Here is a 17,727-nt window from a genome sequence, read left to right on the forward strand (position 1 = left end):
GCCGCCAATCACTGGCGGCTTTTTGCTTATTCGGTCGGCAACTCATACGGCGCGAATTTAATCACCTCTTCCCCGATCCAGTCGTTCACCTCCTTCATGCGCTCTTGCAGTGGCGTTAGCTCGTTGCGTACAAACACCTGTGCGGCCTTTTTCACATCTCCGAAGCCGCCGGTATTGTTCGGGATAATCCCCATCATCTGCGGCGGTACGCGGTGCGCGCTTAGCAGATCGTCGCGGCTGGCATTCTTGATGTTAAAAAAGTCGTCCTTGGTGGCGACCTCGGATAGCGGCAAGATCTTAATGCCGTCCGGCTTGCCGTTCGGGGCGTACATGAACAGATTGCGGAAGTTCCCTAAGCCCTTTGTATCACGCATGGCTTGGCGCATTCTGTCAACGTCGCTGGTACTCTGCGCCGCGTCGGTCATATACAGGATGTAACCGGCGTGCGCCCCGTTCTGGTAATACTTACGGCGGAACAGCGTCGCCGCCTCGTTCAGCCAAGCGGAGTTAAGCGCGCTGAGGTATTCAGGCAGCCCATAAAGTTCTTGGTTAATATCCGGCTCAATCAGGTGAAAAACGCTGTCGGTCTTGAAACGGTGCGCCTCTTTCCAGTCCTGCACAAACCAGTAAGCGCCGCGTTCCACGCCGCGCCGCGTGTACTTGGCAGGGGAGGATTTCAGTTGCAGCGGTGCACCGAGCCGGTTTTGACGTTCTTCTAAATAGGCGTTGCCGAACACCAGATAATCCAGCGCATAGCGGCTAAATTCCTGCTGACTTAACAGCCGGTGTGGGATGAATGTAGACGCCAAAATGTTGCGCTTAACGTACATCGGCGAGCTGTGATGCACGGCGGCGCGCACGCTGCGCGCCAGCCCGTCGAATGAGATCGGTGGCTCGTACCACTTGCCATTGGTCGTGCACTCGATGTAATCCAGAATTTCCCGCTTATCCAGCACAGCTGACGGCTCGCCAAAGGTGAACGCCTCAAAATCCTGCTTGTGCTCTGCTGCCGGGGCTGGCGCCGGGGGGGTAAATGCCTTGCGGCCTTTGCGCTTACTCATCAGTAAAACTCCAAAATGTTCGGGCTGCTGTGGCCGCTGCCTGCAGTCAGCGGTTCGTTTAAGAGGGCGTGCATGATTGACCATGCAACATCGGCGTGGCTGGCTTCTTCGCTGCGGCTGGCGGTGTAGGTGGAACGCGCGCCGCTGGCGGTCATGGTTTTGCGGATCGCCATAAAGGCGGCGGTGATGTCGGTGTGGCTGGTGTCGTATTCCAGACAGCCGCGCCCGATGGTGTCTTTTGCCTTCAGCACCATGGCGGTTTTGATTTCCGGCGTGTATTTGATCTCCCGCGCGGCCGGGAAGAACTCGCGCACCAACTGGAAAACACCTTGGCCGACGGTGGTCGCATCGATGCCGATGTACTCCACGCAATATTTTTCGGTCAGGTCTTTAATCTTCTGGGCCTGAGCGGCAAAGTTCATGCCCTGCCACTGGTGGCGCTCGAGCACGCGGAACTTGCCCCCGGCCACCATTGGCGGCGCGATCACCGCGCACCCGGCGCTATCGCCGCCGTTGGCTTCCGATGGGTCGTAGCCGATCCACACCGGGCGATAACCGAACGGCCGCACGGCGTATGGGTTGAAGTCCTCCCACTCTTCCAGCGTATCGACCATGCAGCCTTGCAGCTCGGCGAACGGGAATACCGACGCGGTATCGTCCACAAATTCGCACATCAGCAGGTTCTGATACTCTGCCGGGCTGTATTCGAGCGACAGCTGATCGAGGTCGAACAGGTTACAGCCGCCGGTCAGCGCATCCTCAACCGTGACAATCTGGCGCCATTGCCCATCGCCGCACAGCACGCCTTTTGACAGGTGGCTGTGGCTGAGGTCGAGCTGAACGTGATCGGCTTTGCTGCGGCGGCCTTTGTTGAACAGTTCCCCCGACCAGAACGGATAAGCGGAGTGCGCCAGACTCGACGGCGTGGAAAAGTAGGTGGTGCGCCACCGCTTGTGCAGCGACATCCCGCTGGCGACTTTGCGCAGCTCCTGAAACTTCGGTATCCAGAAATACTCATCAAGATACAGATTGCCGGTGTAGCTCTGCGCGGTGCGCACGTTGGTGCCGAGGAACATCAGGCGGGCGCCGTTCGGCAGCACCATCGGATCGCCTTTCAGGTCAACCTCGACAAGCCGCGCAAAATCAATGATGTAATTGCGGAATACATGCGCCTGCGCCTTACTGGCCGACAAGAAAATCTGATTGCGGCCGGTGGTCAGCGCATCGAGTAATGCTTCGCGGGCAAAGAAGAACGTGGCGCCGATCTGGCGCGATTTCAGGATGTTGCGGATACGGTGTTGCAGCCCGGCGCGATACCATCCCATCTGATACTCGAAGGTGGTTTCTGTGAAGATGCTTTGCAGCTTCTCCACGGCGGCCTCGCTGAACACGTTGCGCTCGGCGGGCTTGCGCTCGCCTTTGTTGCGGTTGGCGACGTTCGGGTTTAAGTCCGCCTCGTTGCCGGTCGCCGAATAGCGATTGACCCGCGCCAGCCGTTCAATCTGGCGGCCCAACAGGTCGATTTCTTTGAAGTCTTTCCCCTCCTTGACGTCTTTCATGATGAGCTGAATCAACCGCGCTTCCATGCTTTGCTCCACGCGGGAAATGGGCGCGATGTCGTCCCATTTATCGCGTAGTTTCCAGCTCTGCACGGTCGGCCCCTTGAGGTTCAGCGTTTCCGCAATTTGGCGCACAGAGAAGCCCTGCCAGTAGAGCAAGGCAGCTTGGCGGCGCGGATCGCTGATGATGGTTGTTGCCGGTGTTGTATTCATGCCGACAAGGCTACGAAAGCGCCGGGCGGCTCGCATTAAGCCCTTGTTGTGCCTCAGATCTTCCAACCGCAACGCGTTGAGACGCGGCGCCATTCCCCCGAAACTAGCCCCGAACCCAATCACCACAACCGGAGCCGTTTACATGGCAAAGAAAGTTACTAAGTTTTTCCGCATCGGCGTTGAAGGCGACACCGTTGACGGCCGCGAGATCGGCGCTACGGATATTCAGCAGATGGCCGAGACCTACAGCCCGAAGGTGTACGGCGCCCGCATCAACATGGAGCACATCAAGGGGATTTTGCCGGATGGCTATTTTCGTCGTTACGGCGGCGTGGTTGAGCTGAAGGCCGAAAAAATCGACGAGCCGGACGAACCGCTGTTGCACGGCAAGTGGGCGCTGTATGCCAGTCTGGCCCCGACCGCCGATCTGGTGTCGATGGTCGGCGCGGGGCAAAAGGTGTTTACCTCGATGGAGATCCGCCGCGATTTCGCCAAGACCGGCAAGTCGTATCTGGTCGGGTTGGCCGTCACCGATGACCCGGCGAGCCTCGGCACTGACATGCTGGAGTTCAGCCGCCGCCACGAGAACGTCGAGTTCTCCGCGCCGCTGGAAGTCCATTTCGATTTTGAGCCGGTCGCTGACCCGGAAACCTCATTCTCTGCCCGCATCAAAGCGATGTTTAGCCGCAAGCAGGCCACCGACGATGTGCGCTTTGGCGAGATGGAAGGCGCGGTGATGACCGTGGCCGAGCAGTTGCAGGACGCAGACACCCGCTTTATCGAGAAATTCGCTGCACTGAGCGAGCAGGTTGCCGACCTCAAGCAACAGGTAAAAACCGGCAGCGATGCGTTCAGCGCGCTGCAAGCCCAGCTTTCCACCTCGGAAGATTTCAGCCAGCAGGCGCGCCCGGATGCCACCGGCGGCAACAGCGCACAAGACGTGCTGACCGATTGCTAAGGCAGTTACACCCGATAAAACCGAACAAAAACAGGAAGAAAAATGCGCAAGCAAACTCGTTTTAAATTTAATGCGTTTATGTCTCGCCTCGCCGAACTGAATGGCGTAGCAACCGGCGATCTGGATAAAAAATTCAGCGTTGAGCCGTCCGTCACGCAAACCATCATGACCCGCGTACAGGATTCCTCCACGTTCCTGACCCGTATTAATATCCTGCCGGTTAAGGAAATGAAGGGAGAGAAAGTCGGTTTAGGTGTGAGCGGCTCCATCGCCAGCACCACCGACACCGCCGGCGGCGATGAACGCGAAACGGCCGACTTTGCCACGCTGGACAGCGATGACTATTTCTGCCAGCAGGTGAACTACGATTTCCACATCCGCTACAACACTCTCGACTTGTGGGCGCGTTATCAGGATTTCCAGACCCGCTTACGCGATGCGATTGTGAAACGTCAGGCGCTCGACCGCATCATGATCGGCTTTAACGGTACGCATCGCGCCAAAACCTCCAACCGCGTCAAGTTCCCGCTGCTGCAGGACATTGCGCCGGGCTGGTTGCAGAAGTACCGCGAGAACGCGCCGGGCCGCGTGATGAATAAAATCGTGGGTATGGACGGCAGCGTGGTGTCTGAAAACGTCCGCGTGGGTGCCGGTGGCGATTACGCCAACCTCGACGCGCTGGTAATGGATGCCACCAACACCCTAATCGCGCCGTGGTATCAGGAAGATCCGGAGCTGGTAGTAATCTGCGGTCGTCAGTTGCTGGCCGACAAGTATTTCCCGCTGGTTAATCAGGAACAGCCCAACACCGAAGCGCTGGCCGCCGATCTGATTATCAGCCAGAAGCGCATCGGCAACCTGCCCGCTGTGCGCGTGCCGTACTTCCCGGCGGATGCGCTGCTGATTACGCGCATGGATAACCTGTCGATCTACTGGCAGGAAGACACACACCGCCGCCATATGGTGGAGAACGCCAAGCGCGATCGCATCGAAAACTATGAGTCCATCAACGAGGACTATGTGGTGGAGGATTACGCCTGCGGCTGTCTGGTGGAGAACATCGAGCTGTTAGCCGTCAAGCCGACCGAGCCAAAAACCAAGGCTGCACTGCTGAACTCTGATGATGACATTAAGGCGTTTGCCGGTGCCCTTGTTGAAGCCGTCAAAGTTGCCGCTGCGCCAGCGGAGCCTGTCACCGACGTGAAAGCCCCGGAGGAAGCACCGGCAGACGACAAAGCGAAAGGCGGTAAATAACCATGACCAGCCCTGCCCGCCGTCACCTTATGCGCCAGTCAGCGGTCGAGGCCGCGCAGCGGGAGAATGACCCGCTGCGCCACGCCAACGGCTATGAACTGATGATGCTTAAACTCTATGAAGATAAGCGAAAGCTCAAACAGGTGCGCTCAAACGAGCGTAAAGCCGAACTCAAGCGCCAACTGCTGCCGGAGTATGCCCCTTGGGTTGCCGGTGTACTGGCCGAAGGTCGCGGCGCGCAGGACGCCATTCTGATGACGGTCATGATCTGGCGTCTGGATGCCGGGGACATTCCCGGCGCGCTGGACATCGCCCGCTATGCGCTGCGCTATCAGCTGGCGCCGCCGGGCAAATTCGCGCGCTCCACGCCATACCTCATCGCAGAAGAGGTCGCCGAGTCAGCCACCCGCGCCTTTGAGGCCGGGGAGCCGGTCAACATTGACCACCTCATGCAGACGATAGAACTCACCGACGCAGAGGACATGCCCGACCAAGTGCGCGCCAAGCTGCACAAAATCACCGGGTACGTCTTGCGCGCGGCGGGCAGGGCTGAACTGGCATTGAACCACCTTAAGCGTGCGCTGCAGTTGCATAACGGCTGCGGCGTGAAAAAAGACATTGAACGGCTGGAGCGGGCAATACGCACCGCCGCCAGCCGCTGACAGAACGCGCCCCGCGCCGGGCGGCACGACGGCCGCGACAGGTTTCACCTCGTCAACGCCGTCGTCCACCGCCCCCTAACTTTCTGAGGTCATATGAGCACCGTTGTGATCCAACGGCCACGCCCGGACGCGCCAGCACCGCGCCCGGAGGATGAGCCGATCGTTAAAAACGTCTTTTTCTGGCCGGACATTGACCCGGCGGACGTGCGCGACGTGATGCGCATTGAAGGCACCATCACCGCCCCGCGCCTGCGGCTGGCAATTAAAAGCGCGATCGCGGAGGTCAACGCTGAATTGTTCACCTTCCGCCGCGACCATATGGCCGACGGCTATCAGCGGCTTGAGGATGTGCCGGGTGAACAGCTCGACGGCGAAAGCGTGCGGGTGAGCGAATACCGCAATGCCGTTAGCGCGATGACCATGGCGACGCTCTCGGAGCAATACCGCAGTTTCGACACCACCGCCACCGGCGGCCGCAAGGCTGATGTGGTCGAAGCCTCGATCGGCGAGCTGTGGCGCAACGCCCGCAACGCGATCAGTAACGTGGCCGAGCGTAGCCACTGCATCATCGGGCTGCTCTGATGAGAGTTTATGCCCTGCAGGGCGACACCGTTGACGCGATTTGCTGGCGCTATTACGGGCGCACGCAGGGCGTGGTTGAGCAGGTCTATTCGCTAAATGAAGGGCTGGCCGCTGCCGGGGTGATTTTGCCCCACGGCCACCCGGTTGAGCTGCCGGATGTGACCGCCGCGCCGCAGCGTGAAACCGTCAATTTATGGGATTAAAAACATGGAGCGCATCACCTCATTTTTAGCCTACGCGGTAGCGATGTTCCTCGCGTGGATCGGCAAGTATTCACCGCAGGACATCGCCTTTATGGTCGGCGCCGCCGTGGGCGTCGGCACGTTCCTCGTTAACTGGTACTACCGCCGCAAAAGCTACCAGCTGTTGAACAAATTGGGCGTCAGCCGGAGGGTTTACGATGAACTCAATCGCTAAACGCTGCAGTGTGGCCGCCGTGCTGGCGCTGGCGGTGCTGCTGCCGCAATTTAGCGCGCTGCAGATCTCTGAGGCCGGGTTGCGACTGCTGGCCGATTTCGAGGGCTGTCGTTTATCGCCGTACCAGTGTCAGGCGGGCGTCTGGACAAGCGGCATTGGCCACACGGCCGGGGTAAAGCCCGGCAAGGTTATCAGCGAGCGCCAAGCTGCCGTTAACCTCATCGCCGACGTGTATCGCGTGGAGCGCGGCATAGGGCGCTGTATGCCTGTCACGATGCCGCCGCCGGTTTATGACGCGGTGGTGTCCTTTGCCTTTAACGTCGGCGTCACGGCCGCCTGTGGCTCTACGCTGGCCGGTTTCATCAAGCGGCAGGACTGGCGCAGCGCCTGCCAACAGTTGCCGCGCTGGGTGTTCGTCAACGGCGTCAAATCGCCGGGGCTGGAACGGCGCCGGGCGGCGGAGCTGGCCCACTGCCTGATCGGGGCCGCGCCATGAGCCGCGCGCTCGGGTGGTTTCTGGTGCTGGCGCTGGTCGTCGCCGGTTGGATGAAATGGCAGGTTGTCACATTGGGTGAACGGCTGGAAAGCGCCCGGCAGGAGAACGGCCGGATAGCGGCGGCGCTGACCGATACCCGCGCGGCGATCGACACGTTGCAGGCGGCGGCCGGTCGGCTGGCGCAGGAAGAGGAAAAGTTAAGGGGCGACCTAAACGCCGCGCACCGGCTGGCGCTGACGCGCGAGCAGAAAATACAGAGGTTACTCAATGAAAATCAGCAATTACGGGACTGGTTTAACACTGCTTTGCCTGCTGACGTTGCCCGGCTGCACCAGCGCCCCGGCTTCACCGGCGCCGCGGATTATCTACGTTGGCTGTCCGAAAGTGAGTCTGTGCCAAATCCCGGCCAGCCACCCGGCGACTAACGGCGATCTGAGCGCCGATATTCGCCAGCTTGAAAACGCCTTGGCGGCCTGCGCGGTGCAGGTCGAATCGATAAAACACTGTCAGGAACAACACGATGTTAAAACCGCAACAGCTCCGCGCTGAGCTGACAAGCTGCCTGCCGTGGTTACAGCGCAACCCTGAAAACCTGCAAGTACGGGTAGAGCGCGGTAATGTGGCCTCCACGCTTGCCATCTCGCTGTCCCATGAGTACCGCTATACGCTGAACCTGCTGTTCTTGGACTATACCGGCGATCTGGATTTAATCATGGTGCCGATTCAGGCATGGCTACGGGAGAACCAGCCGGACGCCATGGCAACCGAGGAAAAGCGCCGCACCGGGATCACCTTCGCGAGTGACTTCAACAACAACGGCTCTTACGATTTCAGCGTATCGCTGCAGCTGACCGAGCGTGTAGTGGTCAGCGAACAGAACGGCGCACTACACGTTAAGCACCTGCCGGAGCCGCCGTTACCGGAGGACATCACACGGCCGATGCAGCTCTTTGTTCACGGCGAATTAGTGAGTGAATGGAATGAGCGAGCTTAACCCCTTTGACACTCGGCTGGCCGGGCTGATTGCCAAGCTGTCGCCGCAGTCGCGTAAGTCGCTGGCTGTTGCCGTGTCAAAGCGCCTGCGCGCCGGTCAACAGCAACACATCAAACGCCAGCAGGCGCCGGACGGCACACCCTACGCGCCGCGCAAAACTCGGCTTCGAAACAAAAAGCGCCTGCGCGATCGGGCAATGTTCTCCAAGCTGCGCACGGCCCGTTACCTGAAAGCCCAGGGCAACAGCGATGCGGCCGTGGTTGAGTTTGTCGGGCGGGTTCAGCGTATGGTCAATGTGCATCATTTTGGCCTGCGCGATCGGCCGACGCCGCACAGCGATGCGGTAAAATATGAGGCCCGTCCGTTGCTGGGATTTGGCCCGGATGACGTCAAAATCATAGAAACGGCCGTGATAGAACACCTCGCAGAATAACCCCCCTGTTGTGCCTCCGATCTTCCAACCTCATCGCGTTGTCGCCGCCCGCGCCGGGCGGCATCCTTCCAGCATGAACAATCAACACGACATTTTGCGCCTGCTGCGCAACCTGATCCGCATCGGCACCGTGAGCACCGTTGACCTTGATAACGGCCTGTGCCGCGTCGAAACCGGCGGCAATCTTACCGACTGGCTCAACTGGCTAACCTGTCGCGCCGGGCGTACTCGCAGCTGGTCGGCGCCTTCTGTGGGTGAGCAGGTGCTGATCTTTGCGCTGGGTGGCGAACTCGATACCGCGTTTGTGCTGTGCGGCATTTTCTCTGACGACTTCCCGGCCCCGTCTGCGTCGGCGGATGCGCTGCATATCGCATTCCCTGATGGTGCGGTTATCGAGTACGAACCGGAAACCGGCGCGCTGAGCGTGTCAGGGATTAAAACCGCCGACGTGCAGGCGTCGGAGTCCATCACCGCCAGCACCAAAGTGGTGATCGTTACGGCTGACAAAATCACGCTCGATGCACCGGAGGTGGTTTGCACCAACAAACTCACCACCGGCACGCTGGAAGTGCAAAAAGGCGGGGAGATGCGCGGGAACATCGAGCACAGCGGCGGCTCGTTCTCGTCGAATGGCATTGTTGTTGATAAGCACACCCATGGCGGCGTCCAGATCGGCGGCGGCAAGACTGATGAACCCTCTTAACCATCGGGAAAAACTATGCATACACCACCGAGGAGTCATTTTACTAAAGAGATCGGTTTAACCGGCATGTCTCGTGGACGCCAACAACAGATCACCGGGAAGGTGCTCTTTCAGGTTGAAACGCTGAAAGAACGCGAAACTGAGCAATGCGGGATTGTGACTGACCGGCAGTATTTCACCGCGTGGCGCGATGCCTCACTGGAGGAATCCTTCAAAGTTCAGCACGGAGTGGGGCTTGTTGCCCCTGAACTTGTAGCAAAAGCAAAGGGACGAGAAGCGTGAACAGCGCCAAATATATCGGCATGAACCGAGGCACCGGCCGCACGCTGACGGACATCGAGCATATTCGCCAGTCCGTGGCGGACATCCTGATCACGCCGCAGGGTTCGCGCCCGATGCGCCGGGCTTATGGCTCGTTGCTCTCTGAGCTGCTCGACCAGCCGCAGAACGACGCGCTGCGCCTGCAGATCATGGCCGCCTGTTACAGCGCGATTTTGGCGTGGGAGCCGCGCGTTAAGTTGACCGGCATCGCCTTTAATACCACTTTTGACGGCAAGATGGTGATCGACATCACCGGCACCCGCACCGATGCCCCCGGCGCGCTGTCGCTGTCTGTTCCTGTGAGCTGAAACCATGGCAACGATTGACCTTTCACAGCTGCCCGCGCCGATCGTCGTTGAGGTGCTGGATTATGAAGACATTTTGGCAGAGCGTAAGGCGACGCTGATTTCGCTTTACCCGGAGGAACAGCGGGAGGCCGTCGCGCGCACGCTGGCGCTGGAGTCGGAGCCGATCGTTAAGCTGTTGCAGGAAAACGCCTACCGCGAGGTGATTCTACGCCAGCGCGTCAACGATGCCGCGAAAGCGGTGATGCTGGCGTATTCCACCGGCGAAGACCTCGACCAGCTCGGCGCCAACTTCAACACGCCGCGACTGGTGATCGCCCCGGCGGATGAAAGTACTATCCCGCCGACACCGGCAATCATGGAAGCGGATGAAGATTACCGCCTGCGTCTGCAGGATGCTTTCGAAGGGATGAGCACGGCGGGATCGGCCGGTTCCTACCGTTTTCACGCCCGCTCGGCCGATGGCCGGGTGGCTGATGTGACGGCAATCAGCCCATCACCGGCTAATGTGACCGTCACCGTGTTGTCACGAGACGGCGACGGCACCGCCAGCCCCGAACTGCTGCAGGTTGTCCGCGATGCGCTGAATGATGAGGACGTGCGCCCGGTTGCCGATCGCGTCATCGTGCAAGCGGCAAAAATAACCCGCTATGGCATTGTTGCCACGCTGTTTCTCTATCCCGGCCCGGAGGTTGCGCCGATCCTCACGGAGGCCAAACAACGTTTGCAAAATTATGTACTGACCATGCGCCGCTTAGGCCGCAATATCCGGCGCTCCGGCATCATCGCCGCGCTGACCGTGGAAGGTGTTGAACGTGTTGAGGTTGCTCAACCGGCCGCCGACATCGTGCTGGATAAAACGCAGGCGGGTTACTGCACTGGCGTGAACATTACCCCAGGGCGCGCCGATGACTAACCGTCTATTGCCTGTCGGCTCATCACCGCTGGAAGTTGCCGCCGCCGCCGCGTGTGCCGAGCTGGAGCGCGTGCCGGTTCCCCTGCGTGATTTGTGGAACCCGAAAACCTGCCCGGTGCATCTGCTGCCCTATCTGGCGTGGGCGTTCTCTGTCGATCGCTGGGATGAGGCGTGGCCGGAGGACGTCAAGCGGGGCGTGGTTTCGGCTGCGTTCTACATTCACCGGCACAAGGGCACCATCGGCGCTGTGCGCCGCGTGGTTGAGCCGCTCGGCTACCTGATCAATGTCATTGAGTGGTTCCACACCGACGGCGCCGATCCTCCCGGCACCTTCCGGCTGGATATTGGCGTGCTGGAAACCGGTATCACCGAGGAGATGTATCAGGAAATGGAGCGCCTGATCGCCGACGCCAAGCCCCTGAGCCGCCACCTGATCGGCCTCAACATTTTGCAGGACATCCCCGGCCGGATTTACACCGGCGCGGCCGCCATTGATGGCGATGTCATTACCGTTTACCCCGGATAAGAGAAAATCATGAGCAAATACAAAGCGATTATTACCACCGCCGGGGCGGCCAAGATTGCCGCCGCCAGCGCGGGCGGCACGCAGTTGAAAATTGTCCGTATGGCCGTTGGTGACGGGAACGGCACGCTGCCGACACCTAACCCGGCCCAGACCAAGCTGGTCAACGAGAAATACCGCGCGGCGCTCAACGGGCTGACTATCGATAAGGCGCTGAAAAATCACATTCTGGCCGAGATGATTATTCCGGCGAATGTTGGCGGCTTCTGGCTGCGTGAAATGGGCCTCTATGACGAGGCCGGGACGCTGATTGCCGTCAGCAACATGGCGGAGAGTTACAAGCCGAAGCTGGAAGAGGGCAGCGGCCGCACGCAGACGCTGCGCATGATCCTGATTGTCAGCAGCACCGAGGCGATTCATGTGATCGCCGGTGGTGACACCGTGCTGGCGACCAAGGATTTTGTGGCCGACGCGATCGCCGCGCATGAGAAAACCCGAAACCACCCGGACGCCAGCACCACGGCGAAAGGGCTGGTACAGCTGAGCAGCGCAACGACCAGCACCGACGAAACGAAAGCCAGCACGCCGAAGGCGCTTAAAACGGTCAGCGATGCCAGCATGAAGAAGGCCGCCAATCTGTCCGACTTGCCCGACAAGGCCGCCGCGCGTGGCAATCTGGCGTTAGGTACGGCCGCGACGAAAAACGTCGGGGTAGATGGCGGGCAACTGATGGAGGTCGGAGCCTTTGGATTGGGAAGCGGCTCACGTCACCGGGAAGATGCGTATTGCAATCAGGGGGAAATCTATCGGGTTAATGGTTCATCAAAGAATGCACCGGGCGGCGATGTTTATGGCGTGCTGAGTTTGCCCTGCGACGGTGGCCCGTCGGGCGCGTATATGGCGGTACAAAACAACGGAAACGCATTCTTTGGCCGTTCAAATATCGCGGAAAACGGTGTGACTTGGTTTCAGGCTTACACCACCAAATTTAAGCCGACTGCGGCAGACGTCGGGGCATGGAGCAAAACAGAAGCCGATGGCCGTTTTCTGATGCTTTCCGGCGGCACAGTAAAAAAACTGGCGATTAAGCCCGGCAACGCAGAAACAGAGGGTAGCACACTCAATATTGAGGGAAATCAGCATACGCCATTGGTGATGAGCCGTCTCTCTGCTCAGGGAAATTTATCTATCGGCTTCCAAGTCGCCGGAAAGGCGTTAATGCGCCTTGGTGTTGGGGCTGATGACGAGTTGCATTGGGGGGCTGAAGCTAATCAGGCGTCGAACCCGCGCATTTATACGACAGCGAAGCCACCGACCGCCCAAGAAACTGGTGCGTTGACGGATGCGCAGGCCGTGCAGAAATACGCGCTGCGCTCTATCAAAGTCAACGGTAAGCCGTTGAGCGGCGATGTCAATCTGTTGGCCGGCGATGTCAACGCATGGAACAAAACCGAAGCCGACGGGCGATTTGTGAAACGTGCGGGCGACACCATGACCGGGGCGCTTGCGTTGCCGCGCGTGGTTTTCCCAAGCGAAAGCTTGCAGGCCACGAATGCTGACAGTGACCTCACACGGCCGGACGGTTTCACGCTTGAACAGCTCGGCGATAAATCAGTCGGCTATCCCCTGACTCGTGGCAATCTCGGCAATTTGATGACGTTCAAACTCAACAAATACCGGCATGTCCAATTTGCGATCGGCTCGGGTAATACGGAGTTTTGGCTACGTTCTCCTCGGGAAGATAATCCGGCGACGGCTAAGGCTTGGGCGCAGGTGTACACGACACACTACAAGCCGACGGCCGCTGACGTTGGCGCGCTGACGGATGCGCAGGCCGCGCAGAAATACGCGCTACGCTCTATCAAGGTGAACGGTAAGCCGTTGTCCGCTGATGTGAATTTGCTGGCCGGTGACGTTAACGCCTGGAATAAAACCGAAGCGGATGGCCGCTATTTGGCTAAAGCCGGCGGCAATATTACGGGCGGGGTATCGTCAAGTTCCTGGGTATCTGCTGCGGCGCTGACATCGGATTATCACGGCACCGGCGATAATACGAATAAAGCGCCGGAAGGCGCCGGAGCATACAACAATCAGCTTGGCACCCGCGCCCCTTTTTATCAGACTGATTTTCAGTGGGAAGTGAATAGCGGTGCGATTTATGTGCCACTGGTGAAAGGGAAATCAACCCGCAAGGGCAAGGGCTGGCCTACTGCAGTGAGCTACGGCTATTTGATGCCGGGTGAGAATATGCATGCTCACCCTATTATTCAGGCCATTGGCGACGGTGTGGAAAACGTTTGGCAGTTTAACACCCAAACAGGCGGCATCATTAGTGGGAAAATGGGCGAGTTCGCCAGTCAGGCATGGGTTAACAATGGGTTGAATGGTCGGGTTGATTGGCCCTCCTTTAACCAGCATGTTGGCGCCAGAGCGACAATTGACTGGGTTAATCAGAACTTTATTCAAAATGTCAGATACAGCGCGGAAACCCGGGTCGGCGCGACCGGGGTCTATACCTATCACGATAATACCGTACTAACTGGTTTCAATAATAAAGACGGCGATTACTCTGCCGAGGAGCTGTTTTGGAGCTACATCCAAATTTATAAAAATGGTCAGTGGATCACGGTAGGACGATAACATGAAGAATATTAAAAACTTTCAGCTCGGCGAGCCAAAAACACCGGAGCAATTAAAATTACGCAATCAGCATAATGCCATGTTCCTTTTCTCTGACGATGGTCAGGAGTGGTATTACTGCCAGACAGATTTTGCGGAGGATACGATAAAAGTTGCCTACGATGAAAAAGGGATTATCCGCAGCATTGCCGCCAACAACGATATTTCTACGTTGTGGCCTGTCGGGCTAAGCGTCGCGGAAGTGGCAAATACAACCGCCAATCGCCGGGCTGATATTTCAGGCGGTTGGGTATTTGATGGAAAAGCCATTGTTAAACGCAGTTATTCGCCTGACGAATATCAGGAACAAGCGAAAAAGGAACAGGTTGCCCGCATTGCGGCGGTGGCGCGGCATATCGCGCCATTACAGGATGCTGTTGATTTGGATATGGCGACCGAGGCAGAAAAAACGATGTTGGCGGACTGGAAAAAATACCGTGTGATGCTCAATCGTCTTGATATGAAGTCGGCCCCGGATATTGACTGGCCAGTGGTGCCCGGCGCCTAAGGAAAAAGCCCGCATAATGCAGGGCTTTTATTTTGAATATGGTAAATCGATTATGGCACCATTGTTATTACAACATTCGGTGCACCAATCAGGATGACGAACAACAGTATGCTTCCTATCGTAATTGCGGTTGCAATCTCGTTTTTCATCGTAATTTCCCCTGGTTGTTTTTAATATTACCCACAAAGGCTAAGGCTTTGCGGTGTAATTGAAAAGCATCGTTATCGGCTACTTTTTCCATTTCTGCAACTATTTGATGTAGAACATTTTCCGTGGTGAGTCTTTTTTGGCTGACAAGTACTTCTAAAACGCATTTGCCAAGGATGACACTAATTTCCTCTAAGCTATTTATCTCACTATCTGTAAGGTTATTAATGCTCATAAGGCCTCCAAGCAATGACCTTTCGGATTTGGCCGTTAATCCAGATGTCATCTTTAGAGTCCGCACTCCCATCATTATTTTTAAAAAGCCCACCGAAGCGGGCAAGGATTTGTCTCCGGTGTATCAGATGTTACAAAGGGTGTTATGAGGGATTGCGAACCCAGATAACTCTTTTAGGTTAGGAATATTCTGAATTAATGGCAAGCAATTACTTACGGTGAGGAATGAATTTAGGACAAAGCCTTAAAAAAATGCCCCACGGCGGGGCGAAATTTGGTGATGATAGCTGCATGGACTATTGTTCGTGACGACTAGAGGTATGTGTCGTCTATTGGCGACACTAAAGCAGTTTGGCAGGATGAACAAGCAAAAAATGCTGAAGTGAGCAATCTTAGGAAAAGTGCCATTTGAAAGTCCGTACTTTCGAACGGATACCGTTAGCGCCATGAAAAAAGCCCGCAGCGATGCGGGCTTTGTGTTTACGGCTTTCCCTGATGTTGCCGCGTTTGACCTTCAGACCTTACCCCGCCCGGCTCTCCGGCGTCCAATTGATTGCGTAGATCAATACAACGTAATTGATCGGCGCGAGCGATCGTTATTCCCTCCAAAATCCCCCAATCCGGCTCGGCCTGTTGTCTGGTCGGCCTTCCAGCACCCACCGCGTGCGGCCCGGCGAGCCGGGCGTCATTATGCCTGCACCTACTCACCACCCGGAGCAAATTAATGGGCGATTATCATCACGGCGTGCGCGTCGTCGAAATCAACGACGGCACCCGCGTTATTTCCACCGTATCGACGGCAATCGTCGGCATGGTCTGCACGGCGGAGGATGCTGACGCGTCGGTTTTCCCGCTCGATACCCCGGTACTGATCACTGACGTGCTGGCCGCTTCCGGCAAGGCCGGTAAAAAAGGCACGCTGGCGGCGTCGTTGCGGGCGATCGCTGAACAGGCGAAGCCGGTCACAGTGGTTGTCCGCGTTGCCACCGGCAAAGACGCGGCGGAAACCACCTCCAACATCATCGGCGGCGCGAACGCTGAAGGCCGCTACACCGGCATGAAAGCGCTGTTATCTGCACAGGCTGAGCTGGGCGTTAAGCCGCGCATCCTCGGCGTGCCGGGGCTGGATAATCAGGAGGTCTCGACGGCGCTCGCCGGGATTTGCCAGCAGTTGCGCGCGTTCGGCTATATCAGCGCATACGGCTGCAAAACCGTGCAGGAGGCTACCAAGTACCGCGACAATTTCAGCCAGCGCGAGTTGATGCTGATCTGGCCGGATTTTGTCAGCTGGAACACCACCGCCAACCAGAGCGACATCGCCTACGCCACCGCCCGCGCACTGGGCCTGCGTGCCAAAATCGATACGGAAACCGGCTGGCATAAGACGCTTTCAAACGTCGGTGTTAACGGCGTGACCGGCATCACCGCCAGCGTGTTCTGGGATTTGCAGGCGCCCGGCACCGATGCCGACCTGTTAAACCAAGCGTGCGTCACCACCCTTATTCGTAAAGACGGCTTTAAATTCTGGGGTTCCCGCACCTGTTCCGATGATCCGTTGTTCATGTTCGAAAACTACACCCGCACCGCGCAGGTGCTGGCCGACACCATGGCCGAGGCGCACCTATGGGCCGTTGACCGTCCGGTGACGCCTACGCTGGTGCGCGACATGATTGACGGCATCAACGCGAAATTCCGCGAGCTGAAATCCGCCGGGCTGATTATCGACGGTAATTGCTGGTACGACGAAAGCGCCAACACCAAGGAAACCCTGAAGGCGGGCAAGCTGTTTATCGATTACGACTACACGCCGGTGCCACCGCTGGAAGATTTAACCCTGCGCCAGCGCATCACCGATCGCTATCTGGCGACGTTTGCGGCATCCGTGAACCGCTAAAGGAGACGTTAGAACATGGCACTGCCGAAAAAACTGAAATACCTGAACCTCTTCAACGACGGCTACAGCTACATGGGCGTGGTGTCCTCGCTGACGCTGCCGAAGCTCACCCGCAAGCTGGAGAAATACCGGGGCGGCGGCATGAACGGTGCGGCCTCCATCGATATGGGGCTGGACGATGACGCGCTGGCCGTTGAGTGGTCGATGGGCGGCATTGATGAGCGGGTGCTGAAACAGTGGGGCGCCGTTGATGCCGTGCCGCTGCGCTTTGCCGGTTCCTTCCAGCGTGACGACACCGGCGAGGTGTCCGCTGTGGAAGTGGTGATGCGTGGCCGCCACAAAGAAATCGATTTTGGCGAGTACAAGCAGGGCGAGGATACCGAAACCAAGGTTTCCACCGAGTGTACTTACTTCAAGCTGACCGTGGACGGCAAAGAGCTGATCGAGGTCGATACCGTGAACATGGTCGAAAAGGTCAACGGCGTTGACCGGCTGGCCGAGCATCGCAAGGCGATCGGCCTGTAATTTTGGCGCCAGCCCGCAGGGCTGGCCCTTTTCCCCCTGATTTGAGAGAACACCATGAAAGACGTAAACGAAAATACCGTTACCCTCGACACCCCGATCCAGCGCGGTGAAACCACCATCACCGAGGTGCAGGTGATTAAACCGAACGCGGGCGCGCTGCGCGGCGTCGGGCTGGCGGCGATCGCTAATGCCGACGTTGACGCGCTGCTGGTTGTGCTGCCGCGTGTGACCGTGCCGAACCTGACCAAAGAAGAATGCGCGCGCCTGGAATTGCCGGACTTGGTGGCGCTGGCCGGGAAAGTGGTCGGTTTTTTGTCGCCGAACTCTGTTGCGTAATCCCCGA

24 protein-coding genes are annotated in these 17,727 nt (G+C 58.0%); 21 read left to right on the forward strand and 3 right to left on the reverse strand.

Features of this window, described 5'->3' with window-relative positions; all coding sequences use genetic code 11:
• Positions 1-26: 26 nt before the first annotated feature.
• Positions 27-1,061 (reverse strand): phage portal protein, encoded by a 1,035-nt coding sequence (locus ACJ8J1_RS14280; RefSeq protein ID WP_442520360.1) that lies wholly within the window; start codon positions 1,059-1,061, stop codon positions 27-29.
• Positions 1,061-2,833 carry a terminase ATPase subunit family protein gene (locus ACJ8J1_RS14285; protein WP_442520361.1) on the reverse strand — a complete coding sequence of 591 codons (1,773 nt, stop codon included), beginning with the start codon at positions 2,831-2,833 and terminating at the stop codon, positions 1,061-1,063. Before ACJ8J1_RS14285 ends, ACJ8J1_RS14280 begins: the two co-directional genes overlap by 1 nt.
• A gap of 142 nt (positions 2,834-2,975) precedes the next feature.
• Between ACJ8J1_RS14285 and ACJ8J1_RS14290 the strand changes: the two genes are divergently transcribed.
• The 18 genes from ACJ8J1_RS14290 to ACJ8J1_RS14375 all read left to right on the forward strand — a co-directional run bounded on the left by ACJ8J1_RS14290 (position 2,976) and on the right by ACJ8J1_RS14375 (position 14,584).
• Positions 2,976-3,791: a GPO family capsid scaffolding protein gene (locus tag ACJ8J1_RS14290; protein WP_442520362.1), complete on the forward strand. Its 816-nt coding sequence runs from the start codon at positions 2,976-2,978 to the stop codon at positions 3,789-3,791.
• A 42-nt stretch (positions 3,792-3,833) separates the two neighbouring features.
• A complete protein-coding gene (locus ACJ8J1_RS14295) occupies positions 3,834-5,045 on the forward strand; it encodes a phage major capsid protein, P2 family (protein ID WP_442520363.1) in 1,212 nt (403 codons plus the stop codon).
• A 2-nt stretch (positions 5,046-5,047) separates the two neighbouring features.
• Entirely contained in the window at positions 5,048-5,707 is a 660-nt protein-coding gene (locus ACJ8J1_RS14300) for a terminase endonuclease subunit (protein ID WP_442520364.1), read from the forward strand.
• Between the two features lie 93 nt (positions 5,708-5,800).
• On the forward strand, positions 5,801-6,289 hold the full coding sequence (locus ACJ8J1_RS14305; RefSeq protein WP_442520365.1) for a head completion/stabilization protein: 489 nt from the start codon (positions 5,801-5,803) through the stop codon (positions 6,287-6,289).
• Positions 6,289-6,492 carry a tail protein X gene (locus tag ACJ8J1_RS14310; RefSeq protein WP_442520366.1) on the forward strand — a complete coding sequence of 68 codons (204 nt, stop codon included), beginning with the start codon at positions 6,289-6,291 and terminating at the stop codon, positions 6,490-6,492. The genes ACJ8J1_RS14305 and ACJ8J1_RS14310 overlap by 1 nt, the downstream gene beginning before the upstream one ends.
• A 4-nt stretch (positions 6,493-6,496) precedes the next feature.
• Complete coding sequence (locus ACJ8J1_RS14315; RefSeq protein WP_031231709.1) at positions 6,497-6,706, forward strand: HP1 family phage holin; 210 nt, start codon at positions 6,497-6,499, stop codon at positions 6,704-6,706.
• Positions 6,690-7,202: a lysozyme gene (locus tag ACJ8J1_RS14320; protein WP_033649040.1), complete on the forward strand. Its 513-nt coding sequence runs from the start codon at positions 6,690-6,692 to the stop codon at positions 7,200-7,202. The genes ACJ8J1_RS14315 and ACJ8J1_RS14320 overlap by 17 nt, the downstream gene beginning before the upstream one ends.
• Positions 7,199-7,627 carry an Rz-like lysis system protein LysB gene (gene lysB / locus ACJ8J1_RS14325; protein ID WP_442520367.1) on the forward strand — a complete coding sequence of 143 codons (429 nt, stop codon included), beginning with the start codon at positions 7,199-7,201 and terminating at the stop codon, positions 7,625-7,627. The genes ACJ8J1_RS14320 and lysB overlap by 4 nt, the downstream gene beginning before the upstream one ends.
• Positions 7,521-7,751 carry an Rz1-like lysis system protein LysC gene (gene lysC, locus ACJ8J1_RS14330; protein ID WP_442520368.1) on the forward strand — a complete coding sequence of 77 codons (231 nt, stop codon included), beginning with the start codon at positions 7,521-7,523 and terminating at the stop codon, positions 7,749-7,751. Before lysB ends, lysC begins: the two co-directional genes overlap by 107 nt.
• Positions 7,723-8,196 (forward strand): phage tail protein, encoded by a 474-nt coding sequence (locus ACJ8J1_RS14335; protein ID WP_442520369.1) that lies wholly within the window; start codon positions 7,723-7,725, stop codon positions 8,194-8,196. The genes lysC and ACJ8J1_RS14335 overlap by 29 nt, the downstream gene beginning before the upstream one ends.
• The gene (locus tag ACJ8J1_RS14340; protein ID WP_033649043.1) at positions 8,183-8,629 is read left to right on the forward strand and encodes a phage virion morphogenesis protein; all 447 of its coding nucleotides are present in this window, start codon (positions 8,183-8,185) and stop codon (positions 8,627-8,629) included. The genes ACJ8J1_RS14335 and ACJ8J1_RS14340 overlap by 14 nt, the downstream gene beginning before the upstream one ends.
• Before the next feature lie 73 nt (positions 8,630-8,702).
• Positions 8,703-9,332, forward strand: coding sequence for a phage baseplate assembly protein V (locus ACJ8J1_RS14345; RefSeq protein ID WP_442520370.1), 630 nt, complete (start codon positions 8,703-8,705; stop codon positions 9,330-9,332).
• A 15-nt stretch (positions 9,333-9,347) separates the two neighbouring features.
• A complete protein-coding gene (locus tag ACJ8J1_RS14350; protein ID WP_442520371.1) occupies positions 9,348-9,614 on the forward strand; it encodes a hypothetical protein in 267 nt (88 codons plus the stop codon).
• On the forward strand, positions 9,611-9,961 hold the full coding sequence (locus tag ACJ8J1_RS14355; protein ID WP_060457481.1) for a GPW/gp25 family protein: 351 nt from the start codon (positions 9,611-9,613) through the stop codon (positions 9,959-9,961). The genes ACJ8J1_RS14350 and ACJ8J1_RS14355 overlap by 4 nt, the downstream gene beginning before the upstream one ends.
• A gap of 4 nt (positions 9,962-9,965) precedes the next feature.
• Positions 9,966-10,874, forward strand: a complete 909-nt coding sequence (locus ACJ8J1_RS14360) for a baseplate assembly protein (RefSeq protein WP_442520372.1) — start codon at positions 9,966-9,968, stop codon at positions 10,872-10,874.
• The gene (locus ACJ8J1_RS14365) at positions 10,867-11,400 is read left to right on the forward strand and encodes a phage tail protein I (protein WP_015379109.1); all 534 of its coding nucleotides are present in this window, start codon (positions 10,867-10,869) and stop codon (positions 11,398-11,400) included. The genes ACJ8J1_RS14360 and ACJ8J1_RS14365 overlap by 8 nt, the downstream gene beginning before the upstream one ends.
• 9 nt (positions 11,401-11,409) lie before the next feature.
• Positions 11,410-14,037, forward strand: coding sequence for a phage tail-collar fiber domain-containing protein (locus ACJ8J1_RS14370; protein ID WP_442520373.1), 2,628 nt, complete (start codon positions 11,410-11,412; stop codon positions 14,035-14,037).
• A 1-nt stretch (position 14,038) separates the two neighbouring features.
• Positions 14,039-14,584 (forward strand): tail fiber assembly protein, encoded by a 546-nt coding sequence (locus ACJ8J1_RS14375; RefSeq protein ID WP_442520374.1) that lies wholly within the window; start codon positions 14,039-14,041, stop codon positions 14,582-14,584.
• A 145-nt stretch (positions 14,585-14,729) separates the two neighbouring features.
• Here ACJ8J1_RS14375 and ACJ8J1_RS14380 read toward each other — a convergent pair whose 3' ends face one another.
• Positions 14,730-14,966 carry a hypothetical protein gene (locus tag ACJ8J1_RS14380; RefSeq protein WP_442520375.1) on the reverse strand — a complete coding sequence of 79 codons (237 nt, stop codon included), beginning with the start codon at positions 14,964-14,966 and terminating at the stop codon, positions 14,730-14,732.
• Between the two features lie 723 nt (positions 14,967-15,689).
• On the opposite strand from ACJ8J1_RS14380, the gene ACJ8J1_RS14385 reads away from it, so the two are divergent.
• Genes ACJ8J1_RS14385 through ACJ8J1_RS14395 form a run of 3 tightly spaced genes read left to right on the forward strand, consistent with a single transcriptional unit; the run spans position 15,690 to position 17,720 of the window.
• Positions 15,690-16,859 (forward strand): phage tail sheath protein, encoded by a 1,170-nt coding sequence (locus ACJ8J1_RS14385; RefSeq protein ID WP_342205854.1) that lies wholly within the window; start codon positions 15,690-15,692, stop codon positions 16,857-16,859.
• A 15-nt stretch (positions 16,860-16,874) separates the two neighbouring features.
• Complete coding sequence (locus ACJ8J1_RS14390; protein ID WP_043148035.1) at positions 16,875-17,384, forward strand: phage major tail tube protein; 510 nt, start codon at positions 16,875-16,877, stop codon at positions 17,382-17,384.
• Positions 17,385-17,438: 54 nt separating this feature from the next.
• Positions 17,439-17,720: a phage tail assembly protein gene (locus tag ACJ8J1_RS14395; protein ID WP_060431370.1), complete on the forward strand. Its 282-nt coding sequence runs from the start codon at positions 17,439-17,441 to the stop codon at positions 17,718-17,720.
• Positions 17,721-17,727: the final 7 nt, after the last annotated feature.

This window comes from Serratia sp. CY37869 (genome assembly GCF_052168895.1).
Classification (GTDB): Bacteria; Pseudomonadota; Gammaproteobacteria; order Enterobacterales; family Enterobacteriaceae; genus Serratia; species Serratia ureilytica.